The sequence below is a fragment of the Burkholderia sp. CpTa8-5 genome (genome assembly GCF_017815045.1).
Classification (GTDB): Bacteria; Pseudomonadota; Gammaproteobacteria; order Burkholderiales; family Burkholderiaceae; genus Burkholderia; species Burkholderia sola.
Genome location: NZ_JAGIQD010000008.1, coordinates 238,302 through 256,013 on the forward strand (window position 1 = coordinate 238,302; position 17,712 = coordinate 256,013).

14 protein-coding genes are annotated in these 17,712 nt (G+C 62.9%); 8 read left to right on the forward strand and 6 right to left on the reverse strand.

Features of this window, described 5'->3' with window-relative positions:
- Window positions 1-148: 148 nt before the first annotated feature.
- The gene (locus tag J8I35_RS15455; RefSeq protein ID WP_209926021.1) at window positions 149-1,309 is read left to right on the forward strand and encodes an NAD-dependent formate dehydrogenase; all 1,161 of its coding nucleotides are present in this window, start codon (window positions 149-151) and stop codon (window positions 1,307-1,309) included.
- Window positions 1,310-1,415: 106 nt separating this feature from the next.
- Here J8I35_RS15455 and J8I35_RS15460 read toward each other — a convergent pair whose 3' ends face one another.
- The 6 genes from J8I35_RS15460 to J8I35_RS15485 form a co-directional block, all read right to left on the reverse strand.
- Complete coding sequence (locus tag J8I35_RS15460; protein ID WP_209926114.1) at window positions 1,416-1,694, reverse strand: DUF4148 domain-containing protein; 279 nt, start codon at window positions 1,692-1,694, stop codon at window positions 1,416-1,418.
- A gap of 225 nt (window positions 1,695-1,919) precedes the next feature.
- Window positions 1,920-2,597 (reverse strand): heavy metal response regulator transcription factor, encoded by a 678-nt coding sequence (locus tag J8I35_RS15465; protein ID WP_104013242.1) that lies wholly within the window; start codon window positions 2,595-2,597, stop codon window positions 1,920-1,922.
- Window positions 2,598-2,770: 173 nt separating this feature from the next.
- The gene (locus J8I35_RS15470; RefSeq protein WP_104013243.1) at window positions 2,771-3,445 is read right to left on the reverse strand and encodes a response regulator; all 675 of its coding nucleotides are present in this window, start codon (window positions 3,443-3,445) and stop codon (window positions 2,771-2,773) included.
- A complete protein-coding gene (locus J8I35_RS15475; protein ID WP_209926023.1) occupies window positions 3,435-5,624 on the reverse strand; it encodes a PAS domain S-box protein in 2,190 nt (729 codons plus the stop codon). The genes J8I35_RS15470 and J8I35_RS15475 overlap by 11 nt, the downstream gene beginning before the upstream one ends.
- Window positions 5,625-5,740: 116 nt before the next feature.
- Window positions 5,741-6,127 (reverse strand): response regulator, encoded by a 387-nt coding sequence (locus tag J8I35_RS15480; protein WP_209926116.1) that lies wholly within the window; start codon window positions 6,125-6,127, stop codon window positions 5,741-5,743.
- 520 nt (window positions 6,128-6,647) lie between these two features.
- The gene (locus J8I35_RS15485; protein ID WP_205782527.1) at window positions 6,648-7,469 is read right to left on the reverse strand and encodes an alpha/beta hydrolase; all 822 of its coding nucleotides are present in this window, start codon (window positions 7,467-7,469) and stop codon (window positions 6,648-6,650) included.
- A 570-nt stretch (window positions 7,470-8,039) separates the two neighbouring features.
- Here J8I35_RS15485 and J8I35_RS15490 point away from each other — a divergent pair.
- The 7 genes from J8I35_RS15490 to J8I35_RS15520 all read left to right on the forward strand — a co-directional run bounded on the left by J8I35_RS15490 (window position 8,040) and on the right by J8I35_RS15520 (window position 17,700).
- Entirely contained in the window at window positions 8,040-8,498 is a 459-nt protein-coding gene (locus tag J8I35_RS15490) for a DNA starvation/stationary phase protection protein (protein ID WP_245170293.1), read from the forward strand.
- Between the two features lie 218 nt (window positions 8,499-8,716).
- Window positions 8,717-11,050, forward strand: a complete 2,334-nt coding sequence (locus J8I35_RS15495) for an FdhF/YdeP family oxidoreductase (protein WP_209926025.1) — start codon at window positions 8,717-8,719, stop codon at window positions 11,048-11,050.
- 274 nt (window positions 11,051-11,324) lie between these two features.
- Complete coding sequence (locus tag J8I35_RS15500) at window positions 11,325-12,989, forward strand: cbb3-type cytochrome c oxidase subunit I (protein WP_209926027.1); 1,665 nt, start codon at window positions 11,325-11,327, stop codon at window positions 12,987-12,989.
- A gap of 1 nt (window position 12,990) precedes the next feature.
- Complete coding sequence (locus J8I35_RS15505; RefSeq protein ID WP_209926029.1) at window positions 12,991-13,590, forward strand: cbb3-type cytochrome c oxidase subunit II; 600 nt, start codon at window positions 12,991-12,993, stop codon at window positions 13,588-13,590.
- Window positions 13,587-14,180, forward strand: coding sequence for a cytochrome c (locus tag J8I35_RS15510; RefSeq protein ID WP_209926031.1), 594 nt, complete (start codon window positions 13,587-13,589; stop codon window positions 14,178-14,180). Before J8I35_RS15505 ends, J8I35_RS15510 begins: the two co-directional genes overlap by 4 nt.
- Window positions 14,177-16,459 (forward strand): cation-translocating P-type ATPase, encoded by a 2,283-nt coding sequence (locus tag J8I35_RS15515; RefSeq protein ID WP_209926033.1) that lies wholly within the window; start codon window positions 14,177-14,179, stop codon window positions 16,457-16,459. The genes J8I35_RS15510 and J8I35_RS15515 overlap by 4 nt, the downstream gene beginning before the upstream one ends.
- Window positions 16,456-17,700, forward strand: coding sequence for a molybdopterin-dependent oxidoreductase (locus J8I35_RS15520; protein ID WP_209926035.1), 1,245 nt, complete (start codon window positions 16,456-16,458; stop codon window positions 17,698-17,700). Before J8I35_RS15515 ends, J8I35_RS15520 begins: the two co-directional genes overlap by 4 nt.
- The last annotated feature ends 12 nt before the right edge of the window (window positions 17,701-17,712 follow it).

The following is a 17,712-nucleotide window of genomic DNA, read 5'->3' on the forward strand; positions in this document are numbered from 1 at the left end:
CTCAAAGGGCGAGCGACCTCGGAGCACGGCGAGCACTTCATGCAATTTGAGAAAAGCCGTGCCATAACAAAATTCACCGCTGTCCGTCTCTCCTAATCTGCGACGACGCGTCACTGCGTAGCCCGTCAACGCGAGAAGGAGACGATGAATGGCAAAAGTTCTATGTGTGCTCTACCCGGATCCGACGTCCGGCTATCCGCCGCGATACGTTCGTGACGGCATCCCGTTGATCGCCGCATATCCCGGTGGACAGCGCTTGCCTACCCCTCAAGGTCCGCTCGGCTTCTCTCCGGGCGAACTCGTCGGATGCGTGTCAGGCGAGCTTGGCCTTCGGCCGTATCTGGAGGCAAACGGTCACGAACTGGTCGTGACGAGCGACAAGGACAGCCCCGATTCCGTCTTTGACCAACATCTGCCCGACGCGGACGTAGTGATTTCACAACCGTTCTGGCCAGCCTATCTGACGAGAGAGCGAATCGCGAAGGCATCCAAGCTCAAACTCGCGCTCACCGCGGGAATCGGCTCGGATCATGTCGATCTCCTGGCTGCTGCAGAACGCGGCATTACCGTCGCGGAGGAGACGTTCTCGAACAGCATCAGCGTAGCGGAACATGTCGTCATGACGGTGCTGGCGCTCGTCCGGAATTTCGTTCCCGCTCATCAGTTTGCGGCGAACGGAGGCTGGAACATCGCGGACTGCGTGAGGCGAAGCTACGATCTCGAAGGGATGCATTTCGGAACGATCGGGGCAGGGCGTATCGGGCTGGCCGTGCTTCGACGACTGAAGCCGTTTGACGTACATCTTCATTACCACAGTCGTCATCGCCTATCGGCAGACCTCGAGCGCGAACTGGGCCTCTCCTACCACACCAGCGCCACGTCCCTCGTCCAGGTGTGCGATGTGATCAACTTGCAATGCCCGCTGTATCCGACCACCGAACATATGTTCGACGACGAAATGTTCTCGCATATGAAACCGGGCGCTTACCTCATCAATACTGCGCGCGGCAAGCTGTGCGATAGAGACGCCGTCGTGCGAGCGCTCGAATCCGGTCGTCTCGCCGGCTACGGCGGCGACGTGTGGTTCCCGCAACCGGCGCCGCCCGACCATCCGTGGCGCCGCATGCCGAGCGAAGCAATGACGCCTCATATCTCCGGCACATCGCTGTCCGCACAGGCACGCTATGCGGCAGGCACCTTGGAGATCCTGCAGTGCCATCTGGAAGGCCGGCCGATTCGCCCCGAATACCTTATCGTGGATGCCGGAAAACTCGCCGGGACGGGCGCAGCGTCATATAAGTTGAGCTAATACCCCAAAGGCGCCGACACAGACGTCGTTCATTCGGCGTGGAGCCGGCGGTGAACCTTACGTACCGGCATCCTGACGCAGGAGTGTCGGTAGCCATGCTCCCGAGTTATTGGGGACGTGCGTTCGACACGGACGTCGGCGCGCTTACGGCTGTCCGCACACCGGGCGCCATCGGGTACATATCGCGATGGCGGGCGGCCGCCTGGGCGCTGGGAGGGTAGTCCGAGTTTGGATTGGGCACGGTGCCATCCCGCTCGGCCTGCGTCAGATCAGCGATAACCTGCGCGCGCGTCAGCACATGTTGCGGAATCTGCGCAAACGCTGCAACCGGTGTACCGAGCGCGACAAAGAGTAGCGCACTTGCTGCGATGAGTCGGCGGTTCATGATGAAACTCTCCTGGGCGTAGATCGAGAAAATTGCATCGCGATTGCACAGCGAATGGCGTTGGCGCTGCAATCGACCAACCTATTCTCGTACCGTTCCCCCGCCGATACGCTGACTGTTAGATGACGATTCCGAAATCCACGGATCGCTTCAGGTGACCCCCGATCGAACTTTGCAAAATTAGCGGCTTGGGCGCGCGGACGGTGCGATCGACGACCCACAGCATCACGCAGTGTCCTGCAGCTCGAGCACGTAGCCAGCGCCACGCACCGTATGAATCAGCTTCACCTCGAACTGTTCGTCGATTTTCGCGCGCAAACGCCTGATCGCTACTTCGACGACATTGGTATCGCTATCGAAGTTCATATCCCACACATACGACGCGATTTGCGTTCGGGTCAGCACCTCGCCGTGCCGTCGCGCAAGCAGTTGCAGCAGGGAGAATTCGCGCGGTGTGAGCTCGATGCGGACCGTGCCTCGCTTCACGCGGCGACGCACAACGTCGATTTCAAGATCACCGACGACGATACGCTCCATCTCCCGCGGCGGTCCGCGACGCGCTAGCGTGCGAATACGCGCGAGCAGCTCGACGAACGCAAACGGCTTCACCAGATAATCGTCGGCGCCGAGTTCGAGACCGTGCACTCGGTCTTGTACGTCGTCGCGCGCTGTCAGAAACAACACCGGCGTCATATGCGTGGCACGCAATCGCTTAAGTACACCCCAGCCGTCGAGTACCGGCAGCATCACATCGAGCACGATCACGTCGTAGCTCTCTTCCTGCGCAAGCATCAACCCTTCCGCACCGTCTTTCGCGAGGTCGACACTGAAGCCGGATTCTTCAAGCCCCTTCTTCAGATATGCACCTGTCTTCGGCTCATCTTCGACTATCAGAATGCGCATGATCGTATCCGTGTGAACTGTCGCCGCACGATCGGCGAACCGTCCTGGAAGAAGAAACAGCGACATGCAATCGCGGCCGTATCGGCTACGAGGTTCCCGTTTACGAAGTAAAAACAGGATCCTGTTATGCGGCCAACAGACGAATGCCGTCGCTTGTCAGGACCCGACGCTCGCTAGCTACTCTGCATTCTGGCTGCCGCCGGGGCCTGTGCCGGCTGGCCGACACCCAGCGCCTCGGCCTTCTTCACGAAGTCGGCCAACGAGCGCGAGTCCATCTTCTTCATCGCCTGTCCGCGGTGAATCTTCACAGTGATTTCGCTCAGATTCAGTTCCGCCGCGATCTGCTTGTTCATCAGGCCGCTCGCCACGAGTGCCATTACCTCGCGCTCGCGCGCAGACAGCGTTGCATAGCGCGCGCGCAGATCGAGGAGCGAACGATGCTCGCTTCGCCATCGCGCATCGCGCTCTAGCGCCGCAGTGACCGCGTCGAGCATGTCCTGCTCTCGAAACGGCTTCGCGAGAAAATCCATCGCACCGGCCTTCATCGCCTTCACCGACATCGCAATATCGCCGTACGCCGTCATGAAGATGATCGGCAGGTGCAGCTCGGCGGTGGCGATCTGCTCCTGAACCGCGAGCCCGCTCTGGCCTTTCAGGCGAACATCGAGAATCAGGCAGCTCGCGACGTCGGGCTTGTCGAAGGCGAGAAACTCCTGCGCCGACGCGAACGCTTCAACGCGGAACCCGACCGACCGAAGAAGCATGTCGACCGCTGTTCTCATCGACTCGTCATCGTCGACGACATAAACGATCGATTGTTGGGCGGCGTCTTGCGCGTCAGGGTTCATTACACGTTTCCTCATCCAGTGGCAATACGAACTGTACGACCGTTCCGGGGCGGTCCGGCATCTCGGCCCAAATACGGCCGCCATGCGCTTCTACTATCGACCGGCATATCGATAAGCCCATGCCCATTCCGTCCCGCTTCGTCGTGAAGAATACGCTGAACAGCCGGGCGAAGTCTTCGTCCCGGATCCCGACTCCGTGGTCCTCCACCATCACGTGGGCGCGGCCATCGCGCGCGTGAGTACGAAGCCGCAAGCGGCGCGCGCCCGGAGGCACGCCCGACATGGCCTGGATCGCGTTCATCACCAGATTGATGACGACTTGCTGCAATTGCACGCGGTCGCCGCAAACGCGCTGGGGTAACGACGAATAGTCTGTCTCAACGTCCACCCGCTGGGTCTCCAACTCGCGCGCGACGAGTTCGAGCGATTCTCGCACGACGTCGTTCAGGTCGAGCAGTACCTGTTCGGGTGCGCGCTTTCTCGCCATTGCCCGAATCTGCCGGATGACATCGGACGCTCGCTTGGCGTCGCGGATCATCTGTGAAACGGATTGCTGTACCTCGCGTAGATCCGGCTCCGGCCGGTCGATCCAGCGCAATGCGGCGTCGCCAGCCGTGACAATTGCTGCGAGCGGCTGAGTGACTTCATGAGCGATCGACGCGGCCAGTTCGCCCAGCATCGTTACCCGCGTCGCGTGCGCCAGCTCGGCATTCGATCGATCAAGTGCTTCCTGCGCGACGACTCGCTCGGTGATGTCCATCAATGCACCGACGTATTCCGTCTCGTTTTGATGTCGGATCGGATGCGCAACGTAATGGACATGTTTGATGCGGGCATCGGCCATCAACAGTCGAAACTTGATGTCAAGCGCCGACGCACCCGAGACTTGGCGATTCCACGCATTGCGAACGACGGAAATGTCATCCGGGTGGACGCGCGATGCAATCTCCTGCAGGCTCGGTACCATGTGGCGACCGAGTTCGAAGATGCGATATGTCTCGTCGGACCACCACATCGTACCGTCGGGAAGCCGCATCGCAATACTGCCGGTATGGCTCAGCCGCTGCGCGCCCGATAAAAGTGCCTCGCTGCGGCGCCATGCCTGCTCAGCCTGCTTTCGTGCCTCTATGTCCGCATTCACCCCATACCAACGAACGAGGCGCCCACTCCCGTCGCGAAGCGGTGCCGCGCGGACATGCACCCATCGGTAGACGCCGTCCTCGCGCCTGATCCGGACGGTGTTCTCGAATCGTGATTCGTTACAGACAGCGCGTTCCCATGCGTGCTGCATCGCAACCAGATCGTCGGGATGTACGACGGCACGCCAGATATCCTCTTCGCGTTCGGCCATGGATACGCCGAACTCCGTCCATCGCTTGTTGACATAGCCAATCTTGCCCTCACTATCCGAGCTCCACACCATCGCTGGAATGGCGTCGATCATCGCGTGCAATTCATCTTTCTGCTGCCGCATTTCGCCTTCCAGGCGCTTGCGGTCCGTGATGTCATTGTTGGTCGCGAGTATCGCAACCGCCTTTCCGCCGGCATCACGCCACAGCGCGAGTCGACTCGATATCATCACCACTTTCCCGTCCTTGCGTACACGCTGCAGTTCACCCTGCCACTGTCCACACTCGAGTACGGTACGGTGAATGCGGTCCAGCGGCACCGACGCGACGGTCTGTGTAAGCACGTGGACCGGCTGACCGAGCGCCTGTTCGGCCGTCCAGCCGTAAAGCGCTTCCGCGCCCTGATTCCAGAACGCTATCCTGCCCTGCAAGTCGTATACGACGATCGCGTCATGAGTGAGATCGAGCAACTGCAATCGCTCACGCAGGGTCGCGGTGTTGGCGATATTGCGCAGCGACAAAAGTGCCGTCGTACCTATCGCCAGCAAGCTTACGCAACAACGTGCGAGCGCGCCGCCTGAATAGCGTTCGTCATGCGACAGTCCCAGCGCGAGTAATGTCAATCCCGCGCATCCGCATGCAGCGACATACGTGGCCCGGCGGGAGCCCGCGGACGCCACTAGCAACACCACCACCACGTAAAGCACTGCAATCGCGATATCAAGCGGCGTCACGTCGATGATGAAAATGAGCGACGCCAGTGCACCCGCCAGGGTATACAACACGCGTGCGTCCTCTCGCCACGGCTTGCCAATTGTCCGATTGCTCATCGTCGTGTTTCGCAGTGCTCGAAGGAAATGAAGCGTACGGAATACCAGTCTGTATCTCGTTTTCGCACAGCAGCGCGTTGGCGATACGAGCGGGGATACCTGGCTTGCGGAATGCGCTACGAGGCCCGGTTTGCCCCGCTGTTCTTCAAAGATTCCAGATGGCGGGCAACTTCCACGCCATCCACGGGTTTACTCAACACGCAGATCGCGCCCATATCGAGCGCCTGCCGACGGACGGCATCGGACGCGAATGCCGAAATGAAAATAATCGGAACCGTGACGCCGCTGTCCAGCAGCCGTCGATACATTTCCAGACCTGAAATACCAGGCATCTGCACGTCCGAAATAACGCAAGAAACGTCCAGAACGTCGTCGGTGGCCAGAAACTGCTCCGCCGATGCGTAAAGTTTCGCGCTCCAACCCAGCGAGCGAACCAGACTGGACGTGGCGAGACGGACGGATTCGTCATCGTCAACAATCGAAACGATTGGATAATTCTGCAAACCCGAGCCCTCGGCTGAAATTCCGTTTCGGGTGACCGAACATTGGTCGCCCTGTCGCCCCCAATCATAGAGAAATCGGCAATTTGCGGAAATCATATATATGTATAGTTCCACGCGGTCCCGGTCGGCACCGGTCGTTCATCGCGATGCCGAGCTGTCGGACGCCATTGTCGTCGCGTTTGCTTGGAAAACGCGGCCTCATCCCGATCGGACGACGCTACCTCACGCCGGCTTCCGCGCAACGAAGGCCGTACAAGCCTGTGATAAACGAAGGTACGCATGCCGCACGCGTGCGGTATGCGTGGCACTCCACTTCTGCCGCCATGCATGAGGATTCCACGTCTGCATTGCATCGAATGTCCGGATCTCGGCGCATCGTCGGTGCGATGAGGGCCGCATGCGCGGCGGGCGGCTGGCGATGTCGCCGAGCCGATACCGGCGGTAAGTGCACCGGTATCTGGAACTCGTCACGTGCGTCGCCGGTTCGCGTCGACCGACGACACGTCGAGCGGCCGGAATGTCACGCGCGAATGAACGCGAGAATATCCGCGCTCACCTGATCGGCATGCGTGGTACACAAGCCGTGCGGTGCGCCGGGGTAAATGGTCAGCCGTGCGTCGCGAACGATCTCGGCCGACAACCGACCGGAATCGTCGAGCGGGACGATCTGATCGTCATCGCCTTGCAGCACCAGTGTAGGAACGTCGATGCTTCGCAAATCAGCGGTGAAGTCGGTTTCCGAGAAGGCCTTGATGCAGTCGTACGCGCTCTTGATTGAACATTGCATGCCCGCATACCAGAACGCATCCACCGTCCCGGCCGACGCCTTTGCATTGTCGCGGTTGAAGCCGTAAAACGGGACCGCCAGGTTCTTGAAGAACTGCGAGCGGTTCGCCAGGACACCCTTTCGGATATCGTCGAACACCGACAACGGCAGGCCACCGGGGTTCGCCTCGGTTTTCAGCATTAGCGGCGGCACAGCCGCGATCAATACGGCCTTCGCGACACGCGTGGTGCCGTGACGGCCGATATATCGGGCAACCTCCCCGCCTCCGGTCGAATGACCGACGAGTACTGCATCCTTGAGATCGAGATATTCGATGAGTTCGGCGAGATCGTCCGCGTAACGGGACATCTCGTTTCCGCCCCACGGTTGACTGGAGCGGCCGTGCCCCCGGCGGTCGTGCGCAATCACGCGATAGCCTCGCTCGGCGAGATACATCATTTGTGCATCCCACGCGTCGGCGTTCAACGGCCATCCGTGCGAGAACACCACCGGCTGGCCCGAGCCCCAGTCCTTGTAGAACAGTTCGGTTCCGTCTTTCAATACGAGCGTTGCCATCTTCGTACTCTCCTTGGCGATGTCGCTCCCAACCAGCCTTCACGGTAGAAGCGACGTTACGCGCCGCCTCGCGGCCACGACGCGGGCCACAAAACTCACGCACTGGAACAATTATCGAAGCGACGAATCCCCGTTCCTTTTGACAGGGACCGGGATTTTCCGCTCCGCACGATCGTCCCCGGCATACACGGTTGCCGCACCGGAGGTCGAGGCCGAGTCGCGTCGCTCGCCGAGACATCGGTTTTGCGGCCGTTCGATTCACGTGGTTACGGGCGAACGGAAAAATCCCGGAACGGCCGAATCGCCAATCTCCCCATACATTCTTGCGTTCCGTCTGCCCATCGCGACTGCCATGAAGGCCGCGAACGGACGCAAGTCTCGCCAAGAAACGGCTGCATGCACTGTCTGATTGTCCGGCATGTCGTGCTCCCATGCGGTGCCTTCGAATCGTTCTCAACGGCACCACGCGCCACGAGTGCTTCGATCGTGATGCCGCCGTTTGCGTTGAAAAGGAGCCACCTCATGTCAAAAGCACGCCAGACCATTCGCCAAGCTACCTCCGAAACCGCGATGAGTTTCGACGAACGCGCAATCAGCGCGATCTCGGACGCGCTCAACCCGTTACTCGCAGACGTGTTTGCGCTCTACCTGAAGACGAAGAATTTCCACTGGCACATGAGCGGCGCGCATTTCCGTGATTACCATTTGATGCTTGACGAGCACGGTGTCCAGCTCTTCGCGATCACGGATGACATCGCCGAGCGCGTACGTAAGGTCGGCGGGACGACGTTGCGTTCGATAGCCGACATCGCACGGCACCAACGACTCGCGGATAGCGACGCAGCGAACGTGCCCCCCGACGCGATGCTGAGCGAACTTCACCGAGACAACCTGCTGCTCGTGCAGTTCATGTTGGCCGCGCACGCTGTCTGCGGAGCGCACGGAGACGTCGCAACGGCGAGCATGCTCGAGAACTGGATCGACGAAGCGCAACGGCGCGCGTGGTTTCTTGCCGAAGCCTGTCGTTAGCACATCGGCTAGACCGCTTGTCGACGGCGCTTGCTTCAACAACGCTCCACCGCCAATTGCGGGTCGCGCCATTTCCGCGCCCTGTCGGGAAGTCTCCGAGCAGCGCACTCCGGTCATCGGCATTCTTGCGTGCGAATTCGAAACCCGCGGCGCCAAGATGCAATACCGTCGCGCACGAACGCATCAAGATCGATCCCGAATCCATCGAGGAACTCGACATGGCCAGGAAGAAAACCGTTCGTATCTACAGCGAACCCGCCGGCGGCTGGGGTGCTCTCAAAGCGACGGGTGCGGCGCTCGCAGTACAGGGCATTCCCGTTTCCGGCGCGAAGACGCTGCTCCACATGAACCAACCGGAGGGATTCGACTGTCCGGGTTGCGCATGGCCCGATCCGAAACATACGTCGTCGTTCGAATTTTGTGAGAACGGTGCGAAAGCGGTGGCATGGGAGGCAACGTCGAAGCGCTGCACGCCTGAGTTCTTCGCTGCACACAGCGTGTCAGAGCTGTCCACATGGGATGACTACGATCTCGAGATGGTCGGACGTCTCACTCACCCGATGACCTATGACCCCACGTCGGATCGATACGTACCGGTCACGTGGGAGGCCGCGTTCTCGACCATCGCAGATGCCCTGAATGCCCTCGACGATCCCGATCAGGCCGATTTCTATACGTCCGGACGCGCATCGAACGAAGCGGCATTCCTCTATCAGCTTTTTGTACGCGAATTCGGCACGAACAATTTTCCCGATTGCTCGAACATGTGCCACGAAGCCACGAGCGTCGGGCTGCCGCAGTCGATCGGCGTCGGCAAAGGGACCGTGCTACTCGAAGACTTCGAGCAGGCCGACGCGATCTTCATCTTCGGCCAGAACCCCGGGACCAACAGCCCGCGAATGATGAGCGACCTCCATGCAGCGTCTCGCCGCGGGGCCAAGATCGTCTCGTTCAACCCGTTTCGCGAACGCGCGCTCGAGCGCTTCACCGCGCCGCAAGATCCGCTCGAAATGGCAACGCTCGGTTCTACGCCGATCAGCACATTCCTCTACCAGGTCCGCGTCGGCGGCGACGCGGCCGTGCTCAAGGGCATGATGAAGGCAGTCGTCGAGGCAGACGATGCAGCCGTCGCGGCCGACAAGCCCCGAATCCTCGATATGACGTTCATCGCGGGTCATACGAAAGGTATCGACGAGCTCATCGCGGATTTGCGAGCAACGTCATGGGACGCCATCGAGCGCGTGTCGGGCCTCGCGCGGGCCGACATCGAAAATGCCGCGCGCATCTACGCTGCGGCGAACAATGTGATCCTGGTGTACGGGATGGGGCTCACCCAGCACCGTCGCGGCACGGAAAACGTACAGCAGATCGCCAACCTCGCGCTGCTGCGAGGCAACGTCGGGCGCCCTGGAGCCGGGATTTGCCCGGTGCGCGGACATTCGAACGTGCAAGGCAACCGGACGGTCGGCATCACCGAGAAGCCGACCGCTGCGCTGCTCGACGGCATCGAGCGCACCTTCGGCTTTCGTCCGCCTGCTGCACACGGTCATGATGTGCTCGCGACCATCGACTCGATGATGCGCGGCCATGCACGGGTCTTTATCGCGCTGGGCGGGAATTTCGCCGCGGCCATACCAGACTGGGTCCGCGTGCAGCCGGCGATTGGCCGGCTCGATCTGACCGTGCACATCGCAACGAAGCTCAATCGGAGCCATCTGGTGCACGGCAAAGCCGCATTGATTCTGCCTTGCCTCGGGCGCACCGAGATCGATATGCAGGCTGACGGGCCCCAGTCGATTACCGTGGAAGATTCGATGTCGATGGTCCATGCGTCGGCTGGCCGCAACCTGCCGGCGTCGGAGCACCTGCTTAGCGAGCCGGCAATCGTCGCCGGTATCGCCCGCGCGACGCTTGGCAGTGCTTCCCACGTTCCGTGGGAGCATCTCGTCGCCAACTATGACAGTATTCGCGACGCCATCGAAGCGGTATTCCCGATCTTCCAGGCATACAACGATCGCATTCGCATACCCGGCGGCTTTCATCTCGCTTCGACCGCGCGTGAGAGGGTGTGGGCCACTTCGACGGGCCGGGCGAATTTTCTCGTCTTCGACGGTCTCGACGAAGACTTCGATCATGGCGACCCGGAAGCGCTGATGCTCACGACGATGCGCAGCCACGATCAGTACAACACCACGCTCTATTCTCATTCGGACCGATATCGTGGCGTATTCGGGCAGCGCGACGTGCTGTTCATGAATCCGCGCGAACTCGCCAGGCGCAATCTGCATCCGGGCGAGCGCGTGGATATCGTCGCCCTCTGGACGGACGGCATCGAACGTATCGTGCGCGGCTTCAAAATTGTCGAATACTCGCTGCCGGACGGCTGTTGCGGCGCCTACTACCCCGAAGCGAACCCGCTTGTGCCGCTCGATGCGTTCGACCCGCAAAGCCGCACGCCCGCGTACAAGTCCGTCCCCGTGAAGGTGGTGCGTGCGGCTACGGTAGGCCCGGATTCCGCCGCATTCGCTATTGCACGCGCGATCGGCGGGTAAGCCGCTCTCCTGGCGGAGTCGATACATCACGTGCGCCATTCACGAGGATGGTCGGCTGGCGAGGCATACGAAAAAGGCATGCCCGCGATGACGAATTTGAATATTACGGGCGTGCCGGGGCTACCTATACTGGCTCCCGCCGCCACAACCGATTTCCCCGCTATCGATTGCAGGTCGATCAACCGTTGATGGTTGGCATTCGAATGCCTTTTTGTTCTAAAGGACACCTTACTTGTTTGCGTGGATACGCCAATCACCCAGGAGCTTTGTCGAAATGAACTTCACGATTGGCACGCTGCTCGCGCTGTCGTTTCTGATTTCCGTGCTCGGGCTGTTCCTGTTCCTGTGGGCACAAATGAACGGACTGATGCGGGCCGGGCCCGACGCAGCCGAGGTCATTTTCGCGGCAGGCGAAGTCGGACAAACCGAAGATCCGGCTTTGTCCGCATCGCGTCGCGAAACCCTCCAACAGGCCGCGGCGCATGCGGCGTCCGATACACGTCCCGACGCACCGGGTGACTCGGCCGCACTCGGCCGGGAACTTGCGGAGCGCGCGCGATTGGACGCGTCGAGCCGCGGGCCGACCTTCATCTTTCTGACGTCCTCGGTGTTCTGGCTGCTGCTGGGTTCCGTGGCGGGCCTCGTCGCGTCGCAGAAGCTGACCGCTCCGGACTTTCTCACGCAGTCTGCCTGGCTCACGTTCGGCCGAGTCCGCACCGCACATCTGAACATGGTGGTATACGGATGGGCGTCGATGGCCGGCATCGGCATTTCCCTCTGGATGCTGCCGCGCCTGCTCAAGACGCCACTGGCAGGCGAACGCTATGCGATTGCCGGCGCGTGGCTCTGGAATGCCGGCCTCTCCGCGGGGATCGCCGCCATCCTGTCGGGATGGACCGATGGCCTGCAATGGCTCGAGATCCCGTGGCAAATCGGCATCCTGCTCGCGGTGGGCGGCGCGCTCGCGGCGGCGCCGCTCCTCATGACCGTCGCACGCCGCACCACGCGCCATCTCTACGTGTCGGTGTGGTATCTCGCCGCCGCGCTCCTGTGGTTTCCCATCCTTTACATCGTCGCGAAGGTACCCGGCGTGCACTTCGGCGTCGAGCAGGCCATCGTCAACTGGTGGTTCGCGCACAACGTGCTCGGCCTGTGGCTCACGCCGATCGGTCTGGCCGCCGCGTATTACTTCATCGCGAAGGTGCTCGGGCGGCCCATCTACTCGTACGCGCTCTCGCTCGTCGGCTTTTGGGCCTTGGCCATGTTCTACAGCCAGGCCGGCATTCACCACCTGCTGGGCGGTCCCGTTCCGCAATGGTTGCAGAGCGTCTCGGTCGTTCAGAGCGTGATGATGATCGTGCCGGTACTCGCCGTCGGCGTGAATCACCATATGACGGTGGCCGGCCACTTCGGCGCGCTGAAACACTCGCCTACGCTGCGCTTCGTCGTGCTGGGCGCCGTGCTGTACACGCTCGTGTCGTTGCAGGGTTCGCTCGAAGCGCTGCCGTTCTTCAACCGGCTCGTGCATTTCACGCAGTACAAGGTGGCCCACGCCCACCTCGGCCTGTACGGCTTCTTTTCGATGATCATGTTCGGCTCCATCTACTTCACGATGCCACGCGTGCTCGACCGCGAATGGCCGTACCCGAAGCTCGTCTGGCTCCACTTCTGGCTCGCCGCCATCGGCTTTGCCATCTACTTCGTCTCGCTCACGATCGGCGGCATTCTGCAAGGCATTGCCCTGCTCGATCCCGCGCGTCCGTTCATGGCGTCCGTCGCAATCCTGACGCCCTATCTGCAGGCACGCACGCTCGGCGGCGCACTCATGACGATCGGCCACTTCGTATTCGCGTATCACTTCTTCGCGCTCGTCTTCGGTCGGCAGGGCGCGCGCTCAAACGCGGCGCCAGCTCGCCACGCGATCTCGATGGGGGCCTGAAATGAACCGCGTCCTGACTATCGTCATCGGCTCGCTGATCATGCTCGCGATGGCGACGCTCGTCCTCGTCGCGCTGCCGTATCGGCAATTGCGCGACGAAGCGCCGCCCGAGCCTCTGAAGCCCTATACCGTCGCGCAACTGCGCGGGCGTGCGACCTACGTGAACATGGGCTGCGTCTACTGCCATTCACAGCAGCCGCGCGCTCCCTCGCTCGGCCCGGACCAACTGCGCGGATGGGGGCGCCCGTCCGTACCCGCGGACTATGTTTACGACTATCCGCATCTGCTCGGCGTATCGCGCACGGGGCCCGACCTGTTCAACATCGGCGCCCGGCAGCCGAGCGATGCTTGGCACCTCGCGCATCTCTATCAGCCTCGCGCGGTGACACCAGGCAGCGTGATGCCCGCCTATCCGTTCCTGTTCAAGGTGGTCGACCACGCGAAGCCGGGCGATGCCGTCGTGCAGTTGCCACCGAAGTTCGCACCGGCCGACGGCAAACAGGTCGTCGCATCGCAGGATGCGCTCGATCTCGTCGCCTATCTCACGGCCCTCAACCACACCTATCCGGCGCCGGCCGATCCGTCGGGAGCAATGAAATGAGCGAACAAGACAACGCGCGTGCCGTCCGCGCACGCGAACATACCGAACCGATCGAGCGCAGCAACCCGGTGCCCTGGCTGCTCGGCCTCGTGGCCGCCGCGCTGGCGGTCTGGGGCGTGAGCTACTTCCTCCTCAATCCCGCCCTCGGCTCGGGCTCGGCCGCGAATTCCCAAGCCGCGCCGGGCAGCGCCGACGCCGTTGCCGCGGCGCCGGCGGCAGCCAACGGCGCGCTGCTCTTCGCGAGTCGCTGCGCGTCGTGTCATCAGGCTACGGGCGCGGGGCTGCCGGGCGTCTTCCCGCCGCTCGCCGGCTCGGAGTGGGTCAACGGCGATCCGAAGCTCGTGGCGCGCATCCTCCTGTTGGGCGTCACCGGCAAGATCACGGTGGCTGGCGGCACGTTTAACGGGTCGATGCCGGCGTTCGGTACGACTCTGAGCGACGCCGAGATTGCCGCCGTCGCCTCGCACGCTCGGTCGAGCTTCGGTAACCACTCGCCCGCGTTGACGGCCGACGTCGTGAAAGCCGAACGCGCGGCGATCGGCAACCGCACGGCGCCGTGGGCCGGCGAAGACGAACTGAAGCGCCCATGAGCGAAACCGTTGTGACGACACCCAGCGCGCCCGACAGCGCGACGCTCGACGTGCGCGGCATGTGGTGCACGAGCTGTGCGAACGCGCTCGAACGGGTGCTGCAGCGCCAGCCCGGTGCACTCGACGCGCGCGTGAGCTTCGCGTCGGAATCCGCGACCGTCGAGTGGGATCCGCGCCGGACCTCGCTCGATCATCTGCTCGCTGCTGCGGCGAAACTCGGCTACGAATGCACGCCCGACAACGAGGCGCCGGATCGGCGCGCGCATACAGCCGCGATACTCGCCGACCTGACGCTCCGGCTCGTCATCGCCGCCTTCTGCTCGATGTGGGTGATGACGGCGCAGACGACGCTTTACTTCACGACGGCAGCCACGGTGCCGGAGGCCGTCCGCCATGGGCTTGCCGTGCTCGCCGGCATCGCCGCACTGCCTGTCGTCGGTTATTGCGCGCAGCCGTTCTTCAAGGCCGCGTGGCGAACATTGCGTGCGCGCGTGCCCGGGATGGACTGCCTCGTCGCAATGGGTACGAGCGCGTCATTCCTGCTTTCCGTGTGGCGCGTCGCGCACGGCGATTCGACGGTCTATTTCGATTCGGCGGCAATGATCGTCACATTCCTGCTGGCTGGCCGCTGGCTCGAACTGCGCGTGCGCAGCCGCATGTCGGACGCCGTTCGAACGCTGCTCGCTTTACCCGCGCAAATCGCGCGCGTGCTCGCGAGCGACGGCGCGCAGACGGTCGTGCTCGCCAAGCGCGTCGCGCCCGGCAGCATCATTCGCGTCCTGCCGGGCGAGCGTCTGCCGCTCGACGGTATCGTCGCGGACGGCCGGTCGTCGCTCGATCGTTCGCTGCTGACGGGCGAAAGCGAGCTCGTCGGCGTGGAGCGCGGCAGCTTCGTCGAGGCCGGCGCCCTCAATGCCGACGGCGAGCTGCTGGTGTGCGTGAAATACGGCTGGGGCGAGCGCCGCGTGGATGCGATCGCGGCAAGCGTGCGCGCGATGCTCGCCCGCAAGACGGCATCGCAAGCCATCGCCGAGCGCTTCACGCGCCGCCTCGTCCCGGCCATCGCGATGGTCGCGCTGCTGGTGTTCGTCGGCGGCGGTCTGCTGGACATGGGATGGGCGGATGCGCTGGAGCGTGCCGTCGCAGTGCTCGTCGTTACCTGCCCATGCGCGCTCGGTATGGCCGTGCCGCTCGCGCTGAGCGCCGGTGTCGGACGCGCGGCACGCGAAGGCATTCTCTTTCGCGACGTCGAGGCCATCGAGAAGGCCGGCAAACTCTGCACGTTCTTCCTCGACAAAACCGGCACGCTGACCGAGGGCAAACCACGACTTGTCAGCGCACGCGCCGCAAGCGGCGTCCGCGAAGCCGAACTCGTCGAGGAAGCGGCGCGTGCCGAACGCGGCAGCGAGCACCCGATTGCGGCGGCCATTCGCATGCGCGTCGCGGCCGACAGGCTCGCCGATGCCGTGGACGCCCCGCGCGGCACATCGCGCGCGGTGCCCGGTGCCGGTGTGGCATGGGAAGGCGCGGACGGCGAATGCATTCTCGCCGGCACCGCCGCATTCCTGCGCAGTCACGGCGTACAGGTACCCGAAACCGACGATATGAACACTGCCGTCCATGTCGCCCGCGACGGTCGCTGGCGCGGCGTGCTCGGCTTCGCGGATCGCCCGCGCGAGGGCGCCGGGGACGCCGTGGCGTCGCTGCGCGCGCACGGCGCAACGGTGACCATGCTGACCGGCGACCGGTTGACCGTCGGGTGCGCCGTCGCGCAAGCCGTGGGCTTGGGCGATGAGTCCGTTCTCGCGGCGCAGTCTCCCGAGAGTAAGGCGGCACACATCGTTCACGCACAGGCCGCGGGTCGCGGCGCGGTCGCATTCGTGGGCGACGGCCTCAACGATGCGCCGGCCCTTGCCGCGGCCGATATCGGCATCGCCGTCGGCAGCGCGTCGCCCGCGTCGATGGCCGCCGCATCCATCGTGCTCGTCGATGCGGGAGTCGAAAAGCTCGACCTTGCGTTGCAGCTCGCACGCCGCACCGCACGCGTCGTGCACCAGAACCTCGCCGCCGCGGTCATCTACAACGCGCTCGCGATTCCCGCTGCCGTTTTCGGCTACGTATCGCCCGCCACCGCTGCCGCGCTGATGGTCGCGAGCTCGATGTCCGTCACGCTCAACGCCGGCCGGCTCGCGATCCGCGCGGATATGCGAGCGCACCGCACCGGCACGTCGCGCCCCGCGCGCGCTTTGTCCACCGAACAGACCTGGAGCATCTCATGAGCCAACACGATTACGATCCGGTCTCGCTGCACCGGCGCCGCCTGCTGGGCAGTCTCGGCGCGCTGGGTGCGGCGGCATTCATGGTGCCCACCCTCGCACGCGGCATGCAGAGCAGCACCATCGAGCTGCCGTTCGAGAACGGCAGCCGGCCGCTCACCTCCGACCTGCCGCAAAAATCCAATGTGATCCTGCAGCGCACGCGTCCACCGTTGCTCGAAACACCATTCGACGTCTTCGACCAGGGTGTGTTCACGCCGAACGACCGCTTCTACGTACGCTGGCACCTTGCCAACATTCCGAATTCCATCGATCCGGCCACGTACCGCGTCGCTGTTCACGGCGCGGTCAAGCGCACATTGAGTCTTTCGCTCGACGACCTGATGCGCAGGTTCCCACGCTACGAAATCGCTGCCGTCAATCAATGCTCGGGCAACTCGCGCGGCTTCTTCAGCCCGCGTGTGCCTGGCGGCCAGTGGGGCAACGGCGCGATGGGCAATGCGCTATGGAAGGGCGTTCGTCTGAAGGACGTGCTCGACCATGCGGGCGTGCGCGCCAATGCCGTTTGCGTTCGATTCAACGGGCTCGATTCGGGCGTGATTCCGCAAACGCCCAAATTCCTCAAGTCCGTGGAAATCGACCATGCACGCGACGGCGAGGTCATGCTCGCCTACGCGATGAACGGAGAACCGCTGCCGCTGCTCAACGGATATCCGCTACGGCTCGTCGTCCCGGGCTGGTATGCGACGTACTGGGTAAAGATGGTGACCGACATCGAAGTGCTGGACACACCGGACGACAACTTCTGGACCGCCAAGGCATACAAGGTGCCGGCCAATCACTTCGCCAACGTGCGGCCCGGTGAGACCGACGTGCCGCAGATTCCCATCAACCGGATGTTGCCGCGCTCGTTCTTCACCAACCTCAAGACGGGCGACAAAGTGGCCGCTGGGCAACCCGCGCTCGTGCGCGGCATTGCGTTCGGCGGCATCAACGCATTGGCGCGCGTGCAGTTGTCGACGGATGGTGGTCGAAACTGGGTCGATACGCACCTGGGCCACGACTACGGCAAATACAGCTTCCGCCAGTGGCAGACAAACCTGCGCTTCGCACAGCGCGGCCCGCAAACGCTGATGGTGCGCGCCATCGACTCGACGGGGCAAGCCCAGCCGGCCACACCGAACTGGAACGGCGCAGGTTTCATGCGCAACGTCATCGAATCGATTCAGCTCGACGTGGCTTGACAAGGAGCGACA